This window comes from Flavobacterium sp. ov086, assembly GCF_900187965.1.
In the GTDB taxonomy this organism is placed as follows: domain Bacteria; phylum Bacteroidota; class Bacteroidia; order Flavobacteriales; family Flavobacteriaceae; genus Flavobacterium.
The window spans coordinates 243,583-261,074 of sequence record NZ_FZNL01000003.1 but is presented as its reverse complement, the minus strand read 5'-3'; the positions used below and the strand labels follow the sequence as shown (position 1 = coordinate 261,074).

The 17,492-nt window shown below is 34.2% G+C and carries 12 protein-coding genes; 7 read left to right on the top strand and 5 right to left on the bottom strand.

Annotation, left to right across the window (positions count from 1 at the left end; all coding sequences use genetic code 11):
- Positions 1 to 180 precede the first annotated feature (180 nt).
- The 7 genes from CHB81_RS04785 (at position 181) to CHB81_RS04755 (ending at position 11,305) form a co-directional block, all read left to right on the top strand.
- Complete coding sequence (locus CHB81_RS04785; RefSeq protein WP_089350752.1) at positions 181 to 3,378, top strand: TonB-dependent receptor; 3,198 nt, start codon at positions 181 to 183, stop codon at positions 3,376 to 3,378.
- Between the two features lie 11 nt (positions 3,379 to 3,389).
- Complete coding sequence (locus CHB81_RS04780; RefSeq protein WP_089350751.1) at positions 3,390 to 4,988, top strand: RagB/SusD family nutrient uptake outer membrane protein; 1,599 nt, start codon at positions 3,390 to 3,392, stop codon at positions 4,986 to 4,988.
- 17 nt (positions 4,989 to 5,005) lie between these two features.
- Positions 5,006 to 6,091 carry a hypothetical protein gene (locus CHB81_RS04775; protein WP_089350750.1) on the top strand — a complete coding sequence of 362 codons (1,086 nt, stop codon included), beginning with the start codon at positions 5,006 to 5,008 and terminating at the stop codon, positions 6,089 to 6,091.
- 184 nt (positions 6,092 to 6,275) lie between these two features.
- Positions 6,276 to 7,250: a T9SS type A sorting domain-containing protein gene (locus tag CHB81_RS04770; RefSeq protein WP_089350749.1), complete on the top strand. Its 975-nt coding sequence runs from the start codon at positions 6,276 to 6,278 to the stop codon at positions 7,248 to 7,250.
- Between the two features lie 132 nt (positions 7,251 to 7,382).
- Positions 7,383 to 8,621, top strand: coding sequence for a glycoside hydrolase family 27 protein (locus CHB81_RS04765; protein ID WP_089350748.1), 1,239 nt, complete (start codon positions 7,383 to 7,385; stop codon positions 8,619 to 8,621).
- Between the two features lie 11 nt (positions 8,622 to 8,632).
- Complete coding sequence (locus CHB81_RS04760; protein WP_089350747.1) at positions 8,633 to 9,598, top strand: glycoside hydrolase family 5 protein; 966 nt, start codon at positions 8,633 to 8,635, stop codon at positions 9,596 to 9,598.
- Between the two features lie 612 nt (positions 9,599 to 10,210).
- Positions 10,211 to 11,305 (top strand): outer membrane beta-barrel protein, encoded by a 1,095-nt coding sequence (locus CHB81_RS04755; protein ID WP_089350746.1) that lies wholly within the window; start codon positions 10,211 to 10,213, stop codon positions 11,303 to 11,305.
- A 441-nt stretch (positions 11,306 to 11,746) separates the two neighbouring features.
- Here the strand turns inward: CHB81_RS04755 and CHB81_RS04745 are convergent, their stop codons facing one another.
- From CHB81_RS04745 to CHB81_RS04725, 5 genes are all read right to left on the bottom strand, one after another.
- Positions 11,747 to 12,652 (bottom strand): N-acetylmuramoyl-L-alanine amidase, encoded by a 906-nt coding sequence (locus CHB81_RS04745; protein WP_089350744.1) that lies wholly within the window; start codon positions 12,650 to 12,652, stop codon positions 11,747 to 11,749.
- Positions 12,653 to 12,686: 34 nt separating this feature from the next.
- The gene (locus CHB81_RS04740; protein ID WP_089350743.1) at positions 12,687 to 13,253 is read right to left on the bottom strand and encodes a hypothetical protein; all 567 of its coding nucleotides are present in this window, start codon (positions 13,251 to 13,253) and stop codon (positions 12,687 to 12,689) included.
- A gap of 42 nt (positions 13,254 to 13,295) precedes the next feature.
- A complete protein-coding gene (rimO, locus tag CHB81_RS04735) occupies positions 13,296 to 14,609 on the bottom strand; it encodes a 30S ribosomal protein S12 methylthiotransferase RimO (RefSeq protein WP_089350742.1) in 1,314 nt (437 codons plus the stop codon).
- Between the two features lie 224 nt (positions 14,610 to 14,833).
- Entirely contained in the window at positions 14,834 to 16,393 is a 1,560-nt protein-coding gene (locus CHB81_RS04730; RefSeq protein WP_089350741.1) for an OmpP1/FadL family transporter, read from the bottom strand.
- A gap of 51 nt (positions 16,394 to 16,444) precedes the next feature.
- Positions 16,445 to 17,446, bottom strand: a complete 1,002-nt coding sequence (locus CHB81_RS04725) for a hypothetical protein (protein WP_089350740.1) — start codon at positions 17,444 to 17,446, stop codon at positions 16,445 to 16,447.
- Between the last annotated feature and the right edge of the window lie 46 nt (positions 17,447 to 17,492).

The following is a 17,492-nucleotide window of genomic DNA, read 5'->3' as shown; positions in this document are numbered from 1 at the left end:
TTTTTATATATGTTTTTTTAAAGTGATATAGTAAAAATATTATCATCAAATGATATAATACTATCGATTTAATGTTTTCTTGTGTTATAGATTTGTTAAATAATTTAAGAGAAATAAATGCATCCTTTTTTATGACTTGAATTATGAATAAAACAAATTTAAACTAACCAAACATTTACTATGAAAAAACTACTGACTAACTTCATTCATTGGAATGCTAACCACAGCACTGTTCCTTTGATTTTATTTTTGTTGCTGACTTGCAGTTCCATTACGGCTCAGGTTAAGGTATCAGGAACTGTTGCCGATGAAAAAGGATTATCTATTCCCGGAGCAAATATTACAGTTGTAGGACAAAAAACAACTGCTTCTACTGATTTTGACGGAAAATATACAATTGATGCTCCTGCAAATGCAACATTGGTATTCACGTTTATTGGTTTTAATTCACAAAAAATAGCCGTTGACGGAAAAAAGACTATTAATGTAGTTTTAAGATCTAATGTTGAGGACTTAAAAGATGTTGTTGTAATTGGTTACGGAACTCAAAAAAGAAAGGATGTAAATAGCGCTATTTCCAGTATTGGCTCAAAAGACATCGAGAATTTAAAGGTCGCTTCATTCGACCAGATGATGCAGGGTAAAGCTGCGGGGGTTGTTGTAAACAGCAACTCAGGTGAACCGGGAAGTAACGTTTCTGTTAGGATTAGAGGAGTTTCGTCTTTAACAGGTACGAATGAGCCTTTGTATGTAATTGATGGTGTGCCAATATCCGGAGATGCCCGTAACTCGTCTACATCTGGAAGAAATGCGCAGGGAAATAGCAATTTTTCTAACAATGGTAATATTACACAAAGCCCTTTAGCCCTTATTAATCCTAGTGATATTGAGTCTATAGATATTTTGAAAGATGCTTCGGCTACTGCAATTTATGGTTCTCGTGGAGCGAACGGGGTTGTAATTGTTACTACAAAATCTGGTAAAAAAGGAACAGGAAAATTAAGTTTCGAAAATTCTTATTCGATAAGTAATTTGCCTAAAAAATTGCCTTCTATGAATTTGCAGCAATATGCAATTCATCAAAATGCTTTGGCAGATGTTTACGATCCTTCATCAAAGCGTCCTGAATTTGCTCATCCCGAACTTTTAGGAAAAGGAACAGATTGGCAGGATGCAATTTATGAAACTGGAATTATGACTTCAAATCAGTTGTCTTTTTCAGGTGGAAAAGAAGGAATCAATTATTACATTTCCGGTGGTGTTTTAAATCAGGATGGTATTGTAATCGAATCAGGATTTAAAAGATATAATGTTAGAGCCAATATTGATGCCAGAGTAAACAAATTCATTAAAGTTGGTGTTAATATCAGTGGAGCTCTTACAGATGAGAAGTTGACTTTGAATGGTCAGTTTAATGGTGTTGTCGCTACATCTTTGTTGGCAACTCCTGATGTTGCAGTAAGAGAATTGTCCGGTGCTTTTTCGGGACCGCCTTCTGGAGGTAATACTTCGTTTGTGAATCCTGTTGCAACTTCTTTATTAGGTTCTAATACTTTGGTTAGAAAAAACTATTCAGGGAATTTCTATACTCAAGTAGATTTATTCAAAGGTCTGGAATATCGTTTTGAAGCTGGTGGATATATGTATGACAATTTAGGACAGCGATTTGATCCTATGTATTCTTTAGGAAATGCGGTAAAAAGTTATGCTAATTTGTATTACAATCCATCTTCGGGTAATTCATGGAACTTAAAAAACATGCTTACTTATAGAAATACAATTGGTAAACATAATTTTACAATTTTGGCTGTGCAAGAAGCAAACAGAGCACACTGGCAAGGGTATACAATAACTGGAGAAGGATATAAAGATAATGGCGATAAATCTCTTGCAGCATCTGATTTGCCTAAGGCGGTTACTAGTGGTGTTTATTCTGGAACTCAAACTCTTGCTTCTTATTTGGGAAGGGCAGTTTATGATTTTGGGGATAAATACAGCGTTTCTGCTTCGATAAGAACTGATGGGTCTTCAAAATTTTTCTACGGAAACAAATGGGGTGTTTTTAGTTCTGCAAGCGGTTCCTGGAAACTTTCTAATGAGGCCTTTATGGAAGGTACTAAGAAATACGTTGATAATATTAAATTAAGAGTAGGTTGGGGACAAACAGGAAACAATCAGATTGGAAACAATTTGTTTGATTCTAACCTGCATATAGTGAATAGTTCAATGGGGACTTCTTATTTGCCATCAAATACACCAAATAAAAAGTTGAAATGGGAAACTCAGGATCAGACTAACTTAGGTCTTGATTTTACAATGTTCAAGTCTAAACTTAATGCTTCAATAGATGTTTATAAAAAAGTTTCTAAAGATTTCTTGTATCAGGTTCCTTTGCCAAATTACCTTTCAGGAGGTGGCGATTATGAAGGTGGTGTAAATCCTCCTTCTTTTAATCTTGGAAGTATGCGTAATAAAGGTATTGAGTTTACAGTTGGTTATACAGAAAAATTCTCAGATAATTTTTCATGGAACAGTAGTTTGAATATTACTAAATATGTAAATGAGGTTACTAATATGGCAGGATTAAATATTGTGAAAACAATGGGTACGCTTGCTTATAATACTGTAACGGTATCCAGAACTCAGGAAGGTATGCCAATTGGTGAATTTATTGGATATGAGGCTGTAGGTATTTATAGAACTGATGCTGATTTAACAAAATACGGTCATACTGATACTGCAGGTAATAAAGTTGTCTTGAAAAACGGAACCAATTCCTTAATGCCAAATTTCGAAAAAGGAGATGTGATTTATAAAGATCAAAATAACGATGGTGTTATTGACTTAAATGACTTGAAAGCGATTGGAAATCCAAATCCAAAATTTACTTACGGATTCACAAATAATTTCAAATACAAAAATGTCGATTTATCAATTTTTGTTCAGGGAACAGCAGGAAATAAGTTAATGAATTTAACGCGTATGTCCGGAACATTAAACAGTAATATGGGGACAAATTACTTGACAGAAGCATCAGATTTTTATTCAGCATCAAATATAAATGGTTCTTTGCCTAGACCATCCTCTTATGATAATATCAATAATGCAGTATCGACGCGTTTTATAGAAGATGGGTCTTATTTAAGAATTCAAAACGTAACCTTAGGGTATTCTTTGCCATCTGATATGATTTCACAACTAAAATTATCAAGATTAAGAATTTATGCCTCGGGACAAAACCTATTCACTTTTACAAAATATACAGGTTATGATCCAGAAGTAGGTTCTTACAACCAGGATGCATTATTATCAGGAGTTGATAATGGACGTTATCCGGTGCCTAGACAAATTACTTTTGGTTTTAATGTTGAATTTTAATACGAATTAATATGAAAAATATAATAAAAAGAAGCGGTGCTATTGCTATGACACTTGTATTACTAATGTCATCTTCTTGTTCTCAGGATTTCATAGATGTGCCTGCAGAAGGGACACCTACTATTGGTAATTATTACGACTCTGATGTGAAACTTGATAATGCTACAAATGGATTGTATGGTTTGGTATGGTTTAATATGAATAAATCTGCTTTTTATGGTATTACTGATGTGATTTCCGGCAATATGTATGCGGATGTTTATAATGATTTTGGAAAATTTACAGATTTGAGTTTTACCAATTCACAGTCTTTTATTTCAGATGCCTGGAGATCTTGTTATGGCGCTGTTGCAAATTCTAACGCTTATATTAATAGTTTGCCTCAAAATGTTGGTCCAAATGTGACTAAAGAAGCTTTAAATAACGCTTTGGGAGAGTCTCATTTTATTAGAGCATTCTCTTATTTCTTCTTGGTGAGATTATGGGGAAATGTGCCAATTATTGAAAACAATGCCGATTATTCTCTGAATTATGTAATTCCAAGTAATCCTACAGAAGACGTTTATAAGTTTATAGAAAACGATTTAAAATTTGCAATTGCCAATTTAAGAACTAAAAGCAGAGGTTCAAATTATGCTGCAAATGCTCACGTTTCAAGTGGATCTGCAAAAGCGCTTTTGGCTAAAGTATATTTATATGAGAAAAAATATGAGCTTGCAAGAGCGATGGCTCAGGATGTAATCAATAGCGGAGAATTTAAATTATTGGGTGGTGATGAATTACCGACTAAATCTTTTGCTGACTTATGGCTTCAAAAAAATAATAATAATGAAGAGTCTATCTTTTCATGGCAATGGAACGGTGCTGGAGGTTATTTTGATGGAAATTTTTCAAACACATTATTTGCTCCTGAAAACAGATTGGTTGAAACAACTTATTCCGGTCAGATAGCGCCATCGCAAGATTTAATTAAAAATGTTTATGAAGATGGCGATAAAAGAAGAAAAGAAACTTTTATGCTGCCTGGAGATTTTTATCCAAATTTAACTTATGCACAAACGCTTGATGTAGATTCTCCATTGATTTTAGGATATACGTTTGCTATCGCAAATGAAGCTCAGAAATCTGGTGCAGGATTGAAAAAGTATGTAATCGGAAAAGAAAATTTACCAATTACAGGACCATTTAATCCTCCATTTAATGGAGAAAGCAGTATGAACAGTTATATGATGCGTTATGCAGAGTTATTATTGATACATGCCGAAGCAATCTTAGGTTCGCAATCCGGAAGTACCTCAGATCCAAATGCCTTAAAGTCATTTAATGCAGTTCGCAGAAGAGCTGGTGTTCCTGAAAAAGCAACAATTTCTTTTGATGATATACTTAGAGAAAGACGTGCTGAACTAGCTTGTGAAGGTGATTATTATTTTGATTTAGGACGTTTACCATTTAGTCAGGCTAAAGCAATATTAGAAGCACAAAACAGAGGAAATAGAGAAGTTGAAAAACACATTTCAATTTCTGCAACAAACCTTTTGTTGCCTTATCCTGCAGATGATTTGATTAAAAATCCAAAATTGAAAGAAGTAGCTCCGTATGCTTTTAAATAATTTTTAAAAATAAAAATATGAAAAATATAAAAATTGTTTCGTTAACAGCATGTATGACATGGATGTTGTCTTTAATGTTTTTTAGCTCCTGTTCAAATGATGATAGTGCTTCAGCTTCTGCGGGAGGACCAGTTATAGAGTCTGTAATGCCTTCTGGTTATGATATCGATGGTAATCTTAAACCATTAACACCGGTTACTTTAGTAGATCCAAAAAACTATTATGTGATTCATGGTAAAGGGTTGCTTACTACAACAAAGGTTTACTTTAACGATTTTGATACCTACTTCAAACCAGCTTTTGTAACAGATACAGATATCATTATATTAGTAGATGAAAATACTCCTTATGCAAATGTTTCAAATAAGTTAAAAGTTGTTACACAAAAAGGAACAGCTATTTTTGATTTAGTTGTAGCACCGCCAGTACCAACGATTGCTCAGTTTTTCCCTATAAATGCTACAGCGGGACAAGAAGTAACAATAACCGGAAAGTACTTTTTAAATCCGATTGTTACTCTTGCAGAAACAAAAACTCAGGCAGCAATTCCCGTTACTGTGGTTTCGTCTACATTAGAAAAAATAGTTATCAAGTTGCCTGAAAATGCAGATCTGAGATATCTTAATGTAGCCAATGTTTCTGGCGGAATAAATTCTCCTTATGGTGTAGGAACTGCAATATTTGATGATGTTTCTTATTATGGATTAGATTTTCCAGCATGGAATAATTTTACTTACGTAACTGATGGTAAAGCAGAACAAGGAACAACTTACATTGCAAAAGATATGGATGCATGGGGAAGTTTACAAGGAAACTGGGGATGGTTTGATAAGCTTGCGCCTTATTCAGGAATACGTGTAGCGATTAAAGCAAAAGCCGAAGGAAAAGTGAGATTGGTATTTAATGGAGATTGGAGTGATAAATCGCCTACATTGAGTGTAACTACAGAGTGGAAAACATTCTATCTTCCGTGGTCAATGTTCAGCAGCTCTGATCGAGTTCAAAATATTACATTTCAAAACCAAACAGCAACTGCTAAAGGAGATGGTTTACCAAATACCTTTTATATAGACAATATTGGTTTCATGTTAAAAGCAGAATAGTGAATTTTAATTAGTAATGTAAAAACTCCATTTCGGTATTTCGGAATGGAGTTTTTTATTAAAGAAAATTCTTTCTTAAATTGACGATATAGTATTGTGTTTTAATAAAATAGTATTGAATGTGTGTAAAATGGATGTTTAAATTTACATATAACTTTTATTTTAACACAAAAAAAACATAATTATGAAAAACAATTACATTTTGAATGTTGGTTCAATAAAAAGAAAATTCTTTTTATTATCTGGTTTTTTTCTTTTGATGATTTCGGTTGGACAAGCTCAAACAATTGACGGACTTAATCCTTATTGTATATCGAGTAGTCCTTATTATCGTATTCTTAATGCACCGGATGTAAATAGTTATGACTCGGTTATTTGGTCTGCCAGTTCTGGTTCCGGAATCACTTTTTCAGGAGATCCGGCTCCTAAAACGCTTAATAAAGTAGTAGTAAAACCAGGGAATTTAATTACGACTCCGGATTATATTTTTGCAACATTTTATTTAGCAGGTGTTGTTGTTGCGCAAACTCCAAATTTTTATTTTGTTACACCAACGCCACCAACTACGCCTAATTACAACGTTACAAAAACAAACGATTATTGTACAACACAATATCATATTATAACACTTAATGTTACACCAATTCCAAATCCAAGTCCTTATACCAACTATACTATTGCGCCTAGAATTGCAGATGCAAGTATTGTCATTACGCAGACTTCTAAAAATGTATTCGAATTGAAATTACCATTAAACGGAGAATCTTATTTTTTATATGACCTGACAAGTACAACATCATCATCGGGCTGTTTATCTAATTCAGTAACTGTTACAGCTTATGGAAATTCGGTTCCTTTAAATTTAACAGGATGCGCAAATAATGCTCCCGGAACAAATTATGAGTTTACAGTTTCGCCAAATCCGTATAGTAATGGTTACATAACCATAGTTTCTTCGGCGATTACTCCTGCATTTACTGGAACTTGCAAAGTTTTTAATAGTTCAGGTATTTTGATGACAACCTTTTCATTGTTAAATTCAAGTACAGCTTATTCACTTAAATCATCGGTTGGAGCATCATTAACGGCCGGAATGTATGTGGTTCAGGTAACGTATCCAAACGGAATTGTAAAAACGAAAAATTTAGTGGTGAATTAAAATTTGTTCTTTAATAAAAAAGGACTCCATGTCGAGATATCGGTATGGAGTTTTTTATAATTTTAAAAATATATTAGTTTGCTGCAGCAGATTAAAAAAAAATAATAAAGCAAAATATCAAAATAGAATAAAATGAAAAAAGCAGTACTACTATTGTTTGCAGTAAGTATATCAAGTTTTGGCTTTAGCCAAGGAAATACGCACACACAAAAAGCCGGTAAATTCGAAGGTCTTGCAATGACGCCGCCAATGGGTTGGAATTCATGGAATACTTTTGAAACCAATATTGACGAAAAGCTGGTAAAGGAAACCGCAGACATTATGGTTTCATCCGGAATGGCAGCCGCAGGATATAATTATATTGTATTGGATGATGGATGGATGACAAGAGAACGTGATGTAAACGGAGATTTAGTTCCTGATCCGGTTAAATTTCCAAACGGAATGAAAGCGGTAATAGATTATGTACACGGTAAAGGTCTTAAATTTGGTTTATACAATTGCGCCGGAACTCAAACTTGTGCCGGATATCCGGGAACACGAGGCTATGAATATCAGGATGCGAGATTTTATGCCAAACTTGGAATTGATTTCTTAAAATACGATTGGTGTAATACACAAGGAATTACCGCCAAAGAAGCTTATACTACAATGAGTAGTGCACTTAAAACAGCAGGAAAACCCATAGTTTTCAGCCTTTGCGAATGGGGCGATAATCAGCCTTGGGAATGGGGAAAACCTATCGGGAATTTATGGAGAATTTCAGGAGATATTTACCCATGTTTCGATTGTGAATTCAAACATGAAGAAGGAAATTGGTCGTCTTGGGGATTCATGAAAATTATCGAAATGCGCAAAGATATCCGCAAATATTCCGGTCCGGATCATTGGAATGATTTTGATATGATGGAAGTAGGTGACGGAATGATAAATACCGAAGATAAAGCGCATTTTACAATGTGGTCCATGATGGCATCACCATTAATTGCAGGAAATGATTTTAGAAAAATGTCAAAAGAAACGTTGGCAATTTTAACCAACAAAGAATTAATTGCAATTGATCAGGATAAACTCGGAATTCAGGGTTTTAAATATTCTGCAGAAGACGGATTGGAAGTTTGGGCAAAACCTTTGTCAGATGGAAATTGGGCAATAACATTTTTAAATAGAAGCGATGTTGCCAAGAAAATCAATTTTGATTGGAAGAAGCATATTATTAAGGATGTCGATTTTGGTTATGAAGCTGATTTCAATAAAGCAATTTTCAAATTAAAAGATCTTTGGAAAAATAAAGAGATCGGAAATACTAAAAAGAATTTTATTGCCGATATTGCTTCGCACGATGTTATCACATTACGATTAATTCCTTAAAACAGTTTGTTATGAAATTAAAAACCAGAATTTTTACGATTGGCTTATTATTTATGTTTTGTATTTCGAGTGCCCAATTTGTAAAACATCATGGACAATTACGAGTGCTTGGAACACAATTAGTAGATAAAGAAAATAATCCGGTTGTATTAAGAGGGATGAGTTTTGGCTGGCATAGTATGTGGTCCAGATTTTATAATGAGAAAGCAGTTAGCTGGCTAAAGAAAGACTTCAATTGTAATGTAGTGCGCGCTGCAATGGGTGTTGAATTAGGAGAGTGGGCTTATCTGAAAGAACCTCAATTTTCGAAAGAAAAAATCGAAGCAGTTGTAAATGGAGCAATAAAATCAGATATATATGTAATTATAGATTGGCACAGTCATGATATAAATCTGGATGAGGCAAAAGCTTTTTTTGCTGAGATGTCTAAAAAGTACAGTAAATATCCCAATATAATTTACGAAGTTTTTAATGAACCTGATTATGAATCCTGGTCAGAAGTTAAGGCTTACGCCGAAGAGGTAATAAAGGTTATCAGACAAAACGATCCAAACAATATCATTTTAGTGGGTTCGCCACATTGGGATCAGGACGTTAATCTTGCAGCAGAAGATCCAATTCGAGGATACGATAATATAATGTATACCATGCACTTTTACGCAGCCACACACGGAAAAGAATTAAGAGACAGAACAGATGATGCCATAAAAAGCGGTTTACCAATATTTGTTTCTGAATCTGCAGGAATGGAAGCTTCCGGCGATGGACCATTAAATATAAAGGCATGGCAGGAATATATCGATTGGATGGAAGCGAGAAAGCTTAGCTGGATAACCTGGTCTGTGTCTGATAAAGACGAAACGTGTTCTATCCTAAAGAAATCGGCAAAGTCAGAAGGGAAGTGGAAAGATGAAGATTTAAAAGAATCAGGAATTAAGGTTCGTGAGTTTTTAAGAAAATATAATAGGAAAGAGTAAAATTGCTGCATAATTAAAACAAAAAAACCTGTTCAGAATCTGAACAGGTTTTTTTGTTTTAATTATAAAGAGTTGATTTGAAATTAGAAAATCAACACATTAATGTATTAGTATTTTGGCGAAATGATTTTTTTATTTTTGTAGGAATTTTAACGATTTGTTTTTTGCTTTTATATAAGTGTATTTACAGGTGTTATTTTTGTGTATTTTATTTTATTTTTAAGTTACCCCTATTTTTTATAGGGGTATTTATTTTTAAAATGTTTTTTATGTGTGTTTTTTGGCAGTTTGTGTGATATATTTTGATGTATGTTGATTTTTTTTAGCAGTTTGTGTTTGAAACGTGTTGTTGAATTTTCAAAAATAAATCCGTTATAATGTCAAATCACGATTATTGTTAAAATAATTTTTGTAATCCATAATTCTCGCTGTAAAACGGCAAAAAAGTAGATTTGAATTGTTCTACTCATACAAAAGTTAATAAATTCGCTAATGAAAATGAAGAGGTTTTGAGGGGAGAATGTGAAGGTTTTAAAAGTGACTTATACTATTAGATAGATATATAAAAGATTAACTAACCAAAATCAATTAATAACTAAAAACCAATTAAAAATGAAAAAAGTATTACACATTTTTGCCGCAATGTTAACGAGTTCTTTTGCCTTTGCCCAAGATGATACTGAAACACCAGTATCGCCAGCAACCACTTGGAGCGGGTCAGCAGATGCTTATTATAAATATGATTTTTCAAAACAAATGAACGGATTAACGAGCTTTACCAACTCTCAGGATTCATTTGAATTAGGAATGGCGTCAATTCAAGCCGGTCATACTTTTGGGAAAGCTTCTGTTTTTGTAGACTTAGGATTCGGCAAAAGAGCAGGTGAGTTTTCATATAATGAAACAACAGATAAAGATATTTATTCTAAATTTTTGATAAAACAATTGTTCTTTACCTATCAAATTACAGAAGAATTTAAAGTAGTGGCAGGTAGTTTTGGGACACACATTGGGTATGAAGTATTAGACGCTATAGGAAACAAAAACTACAGTATGTCATATGCATTTTCATATGGGCCGTTCTTTAATACAGGGGTAAAAGCGCAGTACACATCAGGAAAATTTACCGCTATGTTTGGTATAACAAATCCTACTGATTTTAAATCAGCAATGGATGCAGGTTCTACTCAAAAAACATACATAGGACAAGTTGGATATGTGGGAGAAACGGGAAGTGCTTACTTGAATTTTACATCAGGAAGTACGAATCCTACTCCGGGAACTGTAGTAGTACCATCTAATGAAAATAAAACACAAATCGATTTTGTGGCATCAAAAACAATAACAGATGCTTTTGCTTTAGGATTTAATGCAACTTATGCTAAAACTAAAAATGATTTTGATAGTACTTTAGATGGGGAATGGTTTTCATTAGTAGGATATGCTAATTATACTTTCAAGCCATCTTTGAGTTTAGCATACAGAATGGAATATTTTGATGCCAAAGATGCTGCGGCAAGTTTAGGAGCAGTTGCCGGAACAAACGTTTTTGCAAACACAATTTCGTTAAATTACAAAGTTGGAAAACTAACAATAATTCCTGAGTTCAGATACGACGCAGCATCAGAAGATGTTTTTCTGGACAAAGACGCTCTTCCAACAGGAGGATCATTCTTTGGGTTAATTGCTACAACATACTCTTTCTAGAGATAAAGATTGATATTTTTTTTTTTTTTTGGAGCTGTCGAAACATACTAATGTTTTGGCAGCTTTTTTATTTGAAAGGATTGTTTTTTTGCCACAGATTATATTGATTTAAAAGATTTTTTTTGCTACGAATTACACGGATTTTCGCTAATTTTTTCTCGCTTTGCGCTATACAGCAGTATTAGTGTAAATTAGTGTGATTCGTGGTAACCTTTTATAAAATCCAGATTCTGTCTGCATAACTGTAGAGATGCACAGGTGTGCATCTTTTTCTATGTGGTTAAAAGTATTTGTTTCTTTTGTAGGGATAAACGCAAATCTCCAACCTTTTATACTTATAGACAATTGTTTATACAGAAACATAAGCAAGAATATTGTGTAAAAGAAAAACGCATTTCTGGTTTTCCGGAAATGCGTTTGTTATATCTTGTGTGAAATATTTTACTGAATTTGTTTCTTATAGATCGAGTAAATCGTGTCAATAGTTTTTCGGTCTAAAGTAGATGTTACATCAGTTTGAATATAATGTAATTTAAAAGCCATAATTGCAGCTGAGAGATTCTTAGTATTGTAGCCAATAATTCTCAAAGCCTGTTCAATTTTAAAGTCAAACGGAGCCTCTTCAAGAACCTCGTCCGGCCAGATACCAAAACCTTTTTCGGCAAGTGTTTTCCAGGGAAATAAAGCACTTGGGTCTTGTTTTCTGCCAGGAGCAATATCAGAATGTCCTAAAATATTTTGAGTTGGAATATTGTATTCTTTTTTCAATTTGGTCAAAAGAGCTACCAAACTGCTAATTTGTGCTTCTGTAAAAGGTTTGAAACCATTATTATCAATCTCAATTCCAATAGAAGAAGAATTCAAATCAGTATTTTTACCCCAAGTTGAAGCTCCGGCATGCCATGCTCTTAAATAATCATTCAGCATCTGGACCACCTTTCCGTTTTCGGAAATAATATAATGAGCACTTACTTGTGTTCTCGTTAAGGTAAAAGTTTTAATGGTTTGCTGAATAGAATCTTGCGCCGTATGGTGCAAAATAATAAAGCTAGGTTTTCTTAAATTAAAATTTACCGTACCAACCCATTCTGTATTTACGCCATTTTGCAAATAAGTAGATCCTGTTTTTGATAAAGTATCTTTTACAATCCCTAATTGTGATGCATAAGAAGTGTCTATGACAACAGGAGGAATAGGAGGAATTGCCTGTGGGTCTTTACTTGTAATTTGGTTTTCTAAAGTTTTAAGCTGTTGATCGTAAGCTTTTTCAGTGTTTTTATAAGGATTTGTAGAGCAAGAAGTAATAGTAATTGCTAAAATCAGATAACAAAAATGTTTTTTTGACATGGTTACTTAGATTTTTAAGATGAGGTTCGAACAATTATTCTTGAATTTTTGCCGCTCCTGAATCTTCTTTTATTTCTTGTGTTTCTGAATCTTTATTGTCCTTTTTCTTTTTTGATTTTGACTTTTTAACTTCTTTAAAGCTGCTCATAAAAGTGGTGTACTTTTCTATTTGATCGGGATTTAAAAAAGCTGTTATTTTTTTAGTAGTGCTTTCTCTTAAAGCTTTAATTTGCTCAATTTTTTGATCCTGACTGCTACTTTCATTTTTCAAAAGAATTCCTTGTTCTCTCAAGCTATCTGCCAAAACGTTTGTAATTGCAATTGCTTGAAGTTCATCAAGATTAACTTCCGGTTTCATTTGTTCAACAATTTTACCGGCTGTTTCTTCTGCAGGAATTTCTTTAGGTTTACTAGGCGTATTTTGTTGCTGACCAGCCATCATGCTTCGGTCCATTCCCATTCCGCCACCTCTTCCATAGCCATTATTGCCATAACCACCACCACCGTAACCATTATTATAACCATTTCCGTATTGTGCTGAAGCAGAATTGAAACAGATTATAGTAAAAACCAAAAGAAAAAAAGATTGAGTAGGTTTCATATAAATATTTTTATCTAAAATTGATAATTCTTTAGCGTAAATTTAAGCAGGTTCTCCGTATAAATCAAATTCTGTCGCCTCTATTATTCTTATATTAACAAATTCACCAGTTTTTACGTAATGTTTAGACGCATCAATCAAAACCTCGTTGTCAACATCAGGGCTATCAAACTCCGTTCTACCCACAAAATGAGCACCTTCTTTTCTGTCAATGATACATTTAAAAACCTGACCTACTTTCTCCTGATTTAAATCCCATGAAATTTGAGATTGTAATTCCATTATTTCGTTAGCTCTCGCTTGTTTAACATCATCAGGAATATCATCTTCCAATAAGTAAGCATGAGTGTTTTCTTCATGAGAATAAGCAAAACAACCCATTCTGTCAAATTTCATTTCCTGAACAAAATCTTTCAAAATCTCAAAATCTTCCTGAGTTTCACCAGGGTAACCAACGATCAAAGTAGTTCTGATTGCCATTCCCGGAACTGCAGCGCGAAAATCTTTCAATAACTGAGTTGTTTTGGCCTGAGTAGTACCACGGCGCATAGATTTCAAAATTGAATCTGAAATATGCTGCAACGGAATATCTATATAATTACAAATCTTAGGTTCACGTTTCATTACTTCCAAAACATCCATTGGGAAACCTGTAGGGAAGGCATAATGCAGACGAATCCACTCAATACCTTCAACTTTTACCAAAGCTTCAAGAAGCTCAGCAAGATTTCTCTTTTTGTAAATATCAAGTCCGTAATATGTTAAATCCTGAGCGATTAAGATCAATTCTTTAACGCCATTTTTTGCTAAACCTTCAGCTTCTTTAACCAATTTTTCAATAGATTGCGAAACGTGTTTTCCACGCATAAGCGGAATAGCACAAAAACTGCAAGGTCTGTCGCAACCTTCGGCAATTTTTAAGTAAGCATAATTTTTTGGAGTCGTAGTCAAACGTTCTCCTAATAATTCATGTTTATAGTCGGCACCTAATGCTTTCAATAATTGAGGTAACTCAGTTGTACCAAAATATTGATCTACATTCGGAATTTCTTTTTCTAAGTCTGGTCTGTAGCGTTCAGATAAACATCCAGTCACAAAAACCTTATCCACTAATCCTTTGTCTTTTTTATCAGCATATTCCAAAATCATGTTTACTGATTCCGCTTTAGCATTGTCAATAAAACCACAAGTGTTGATTACGATAATGTTTCCTTCTCTTTCTGCTGGAGCTTCATGTTCAACTTCTTTTCCGTTTGCACGAAGCTGACCCATAAGCACTTCACTGTCATACACATTTTTCGAACACCCAAGAGTGATTACGTTAATTTTGTTCTTTTTTAAAGACTTGGTTCTCATACTTTTATAAATTGGAGTGCAAAATTACACTTTTTTATTCAAACACCGCTTGTTTCCCTTTCTTTTAGATGTTTTTTATGAAGCTAATCTCCCGAAACTTCGGGATCGCTTATATCTTTTCCTTGCTAAAGAGGTAAGAAAAAGGATATCACTCCCATCGGGGCTAAAAAAAAATCCGTCAAGTAACACCTGACGGAAATTTCAATTCATCTATTTATTCTTAATTACAATTCAAATAATAAGGTCAAAGAAACATTGTTTAGTTTCGATGTAATGTTTGGGGCACCGGTAAATCCTGTGTCAAAAAATCTCTGATTTGATTTTCTTTCCAAGTAAGAATAAGCTAAGTCTATTTTTGTTGCTCCAAAATTATATCCTAAACCTCCAGAGTAGCTGTTTAAATCTCCAATTGTAGTTCCGTCTTTGTATGGACTTCCTTCAAAACGATAACCACCACGAAGGCTCAATTGTTTTATTTTGTATTCGGCACCAACTCTTAATTCTCCATTGGTAGTTAATTCATTGCTAATTTGATTGTTGACTCCTCTAAAATCTCCAGTCGGTTTGTATTTAGTGTTTCCGTAGTCTTTAATAGAATAATCAACACTAATTAAACCTGATTTTTCAAATATATAAGCTGCACTAAAAGTTGTTTTTCCAGGAGTTTGTAAGGTATAAGGTTCGTAAACGTTTACGACATCTGGAGCTACATTTTGAGGTATTTCAGGTCCGTTATTAGCTTGTCTTACTGTGTATAAGCTTTGTGAAGTTTCGTCGTAAAGATCATACCAGGTATTTGATTCGTAAGCTAAACCAAGACGAAATGATTCGGTAACTTTAGCAATAGCACCAAGTTGAAAAGAAAAACCGTTTCCGTAAGTGTATAAATTGTTGTTGAAAGTTGCGTTAGATATAGTTTCTGTTGCTACCAATGGATTAATATTGGATTCGTAAAAACTTGTAGATCGTCTGTAATCAAGAACATGAACGTTTAAATTGGCTCCAAAATAAATTCTGTCTTTATATGAAGTAGCAATATTAAAACTTACTTTACTGTTGTATCCGCTTTCAGATATTATATTATCCTGATAGTAATTTCTTCCGGCAGGAACTCTTGTTGTATAAGAATTGGTAGTGTTGTCGTAACCAATAATTTTTCCTTGATAACCTAGATATGCTTGTTGAGCACTATATCCTGAAAGATTTGGGTACTGTCCATTAGGAAAGTCGGATCCTAAATTTCTATAAGTGGTGGTATAACCGTTGTTGTTATTGTTGATTATTTGAAGCGGCACCGGCGCTCCTCCGTTACCGTAGTTTGCAAATTCTAGAAAATAGGAATCTACAGAATTTGGGTTTGTTCCTGCTGAAAAAACATTATTATCAAAGTTTTTTGTGTTTTCGTAAGTTGCTCCAATTGTAATTTTTTTCCAATTGTTGTTTGGGTTATGATCGTGGAAAACAAAAACACCTCCGGCTTGGTTTAATATAAATGAATTGTCTTTGTCGCTGGTTTGTGTTTCAAAATAGTTAGAGTTATTCTTAGTGTTTTGATTGCTAAAAGTTACTCCAACCTGATTATTGTTGAATATGGCAGATCCTGCAGGATTGACAGTTATAGCAGATAAGTCTCCTCCAACAGCTCCAAATGCACCACTCATGGCTCTAAAACGTGCTGTTCCGGTTATGTTGTCTTGTGCATAACGAATAGCATCAGATACTTCTTGAGAATGTGAGACGCTAACAGTTAGTCCTGTAATAAGTAGGAAGAATATTTTTTTCATTTTAGGTAGATTAAGTTTGATTTTTCGATTTGTGAAACGTGGTAGAAGAAATTATCTTCTTCCGCCACCACCACCACCGTACGATCTTCCGCCACCGCCACCGCCGCCAGATGATCTCATACTTCCGCCGCCGCTATTCATAGAGCGTGATGGGCTAGGAGAGTAGCTTCTGGATGGGCTGCTGTTACCATTATTGTAATTGTAGCTTCTGTTTGAGTTAGTTGTGCTACTTGATCTTCTGTTGCTGTAATCACCGCCATTATACTGAGCGCTTGAACCTCTTCTGTTGTTTGTAAAAGTAGGACTGGATGAATTGTATGTTCTTCCGTTTACGGATGAGCTTCTTCTGTAATCAGTAAAGCTGTTTGATCTGTTTGTTGTATAATTTCTGTTCGTTGTATAGTTTCTATTAGTAGTGTAGCTTCTGTTTGTGTTATAGCTTCCTCTATTAGTATAATTTCTGTTGTAGCCATAATTTCTTCCGCCATAATAAGCAGCAGATCCTCTTCTTCCGTAATTATAAGAGTAGTTATTATATCCATAATAAGGTCTGTAGTAACCTGGGTAGCCCCATCCGCCTCCCCAGTATCCTGGGTATCCCCAAGCATATCCAGGGTAGCCCCAGTAACCTCCGTAACCTCCATAGCCCCATCCGTAATAAGGATATCCAAATCCAAAACCAAATCCTAATGACCAGGTTGGATCAGAATAAACGTTAACGGATACTTCAGAGTTGCTGCTTCCCCAAGCCGGGTAAGCTGTAGCGGTAGTTTGTGTGCTGTCGGTATCTGCATAATTACCATAACTGTCAACGTCTGTAAAAATTTCAGTTGGCTGGTTATCGTCTTGCAATGATTTAAAGTAATCTTTATATTGATTATTTGTATTGGCAGTGTTATTTTGAGCATACGTTCTTTGTGAGCTACCATATACACCGTCGTTGTCAGCGTATGATGTATTTTGGTAAGAACCACACGATGCTAGTAGAAAACTCAATAATCCAATTAAGTAAAAATGACTTGAGTTTTGACGAAGAGTAATAGAAGTTTTCATATCTGTCGTGTTTTTTATTGTTGCACATTACAAAAATAGTTAGTTT

Bases quoted from the DNA above. Each gene is read 5' to 3' on its own strand.
- CHB81_RS04760 (WP_089350747.1), top strand. From the start codon at position 8,633: ATGAAATTAAAAACCAGAATTTTTACGATTGGCTTATTATTTATGTTT.
- rimO (WP_089350742.1), bottom strand. From the start codon at position 14,609: ATGAGAACCAAGTCTTTAAAAAAGAACAAAATTAACGTAATCACTCTT.
- CHB81_RS04740 (WP_089350743.1), bottom strand. From the start codon at position 13,253: ATGAAACCTACTCAATCTTTTTTTCTTTTGGTTTTTACTATAATCTGT.
- CHB81_RS04745 (WP_089350744.1), bottom strand. From the start codon at position 12,652: ATGTCAAAAAAACATTTTTGTTATCTGATTTTAGCAATTACTATTACT.
- CHB81_RS04725 (WP_089350740.1), bottom strand. From the start codon at position 17,446: ATGAAAACTTCTATTACTCTTCGTCAAAACTCAAGTCATTTTTACTTA.
- CHB81_RS04780 (WP_089350751.1), top strand. From the start codon at position 3,390: ATGAAAAATATAATAAAAAGAAGCGGTGCTATTGCTATGACACTTGTA.
- CHB81_RS04775 (WP_089350750.1), top strand. From the start codon at position 5,006: ATGAAAAATATAAAAATTGTTTCGTTAACAGCATGTATGACATGGATG.
- CHB81_RS04755 (WP_089350746.1), top strand. From the start codon at position 10,211: ATGAAAAAAGTATTACACATTTTTGCCGCAATGTTAACGAGTTCTTTT.
- CHB81_RS04730 (WP_089350741.1), bottom strand. From the start codon at position 16,393: ATGAAAAAAATATTCTTCCTACTTATTACAGGACTAACTGTTAGCGTC.
- CHB81_RS04765 (WP_089350748.1), top strand. From the start codon at position 7,383: ATGAAAAAAGCAGTACTACTATTGTTTGCAGTAAGTATATCAAGTTTT.
- CHB81_RS04770 (WP_089350749.1), top strand. From the start codon at position 6,276: ATGAAAAACAATTACATTTTGAATGTTGGTTCAATAAAAAGAAAATTC.
- CHB81_RS04785 (WP_089350752.1), top strand. From the start codon at position 181: ATGAAAAAACTACTGACTAACTTCATTCATTGGAATGCTAACCACAGC.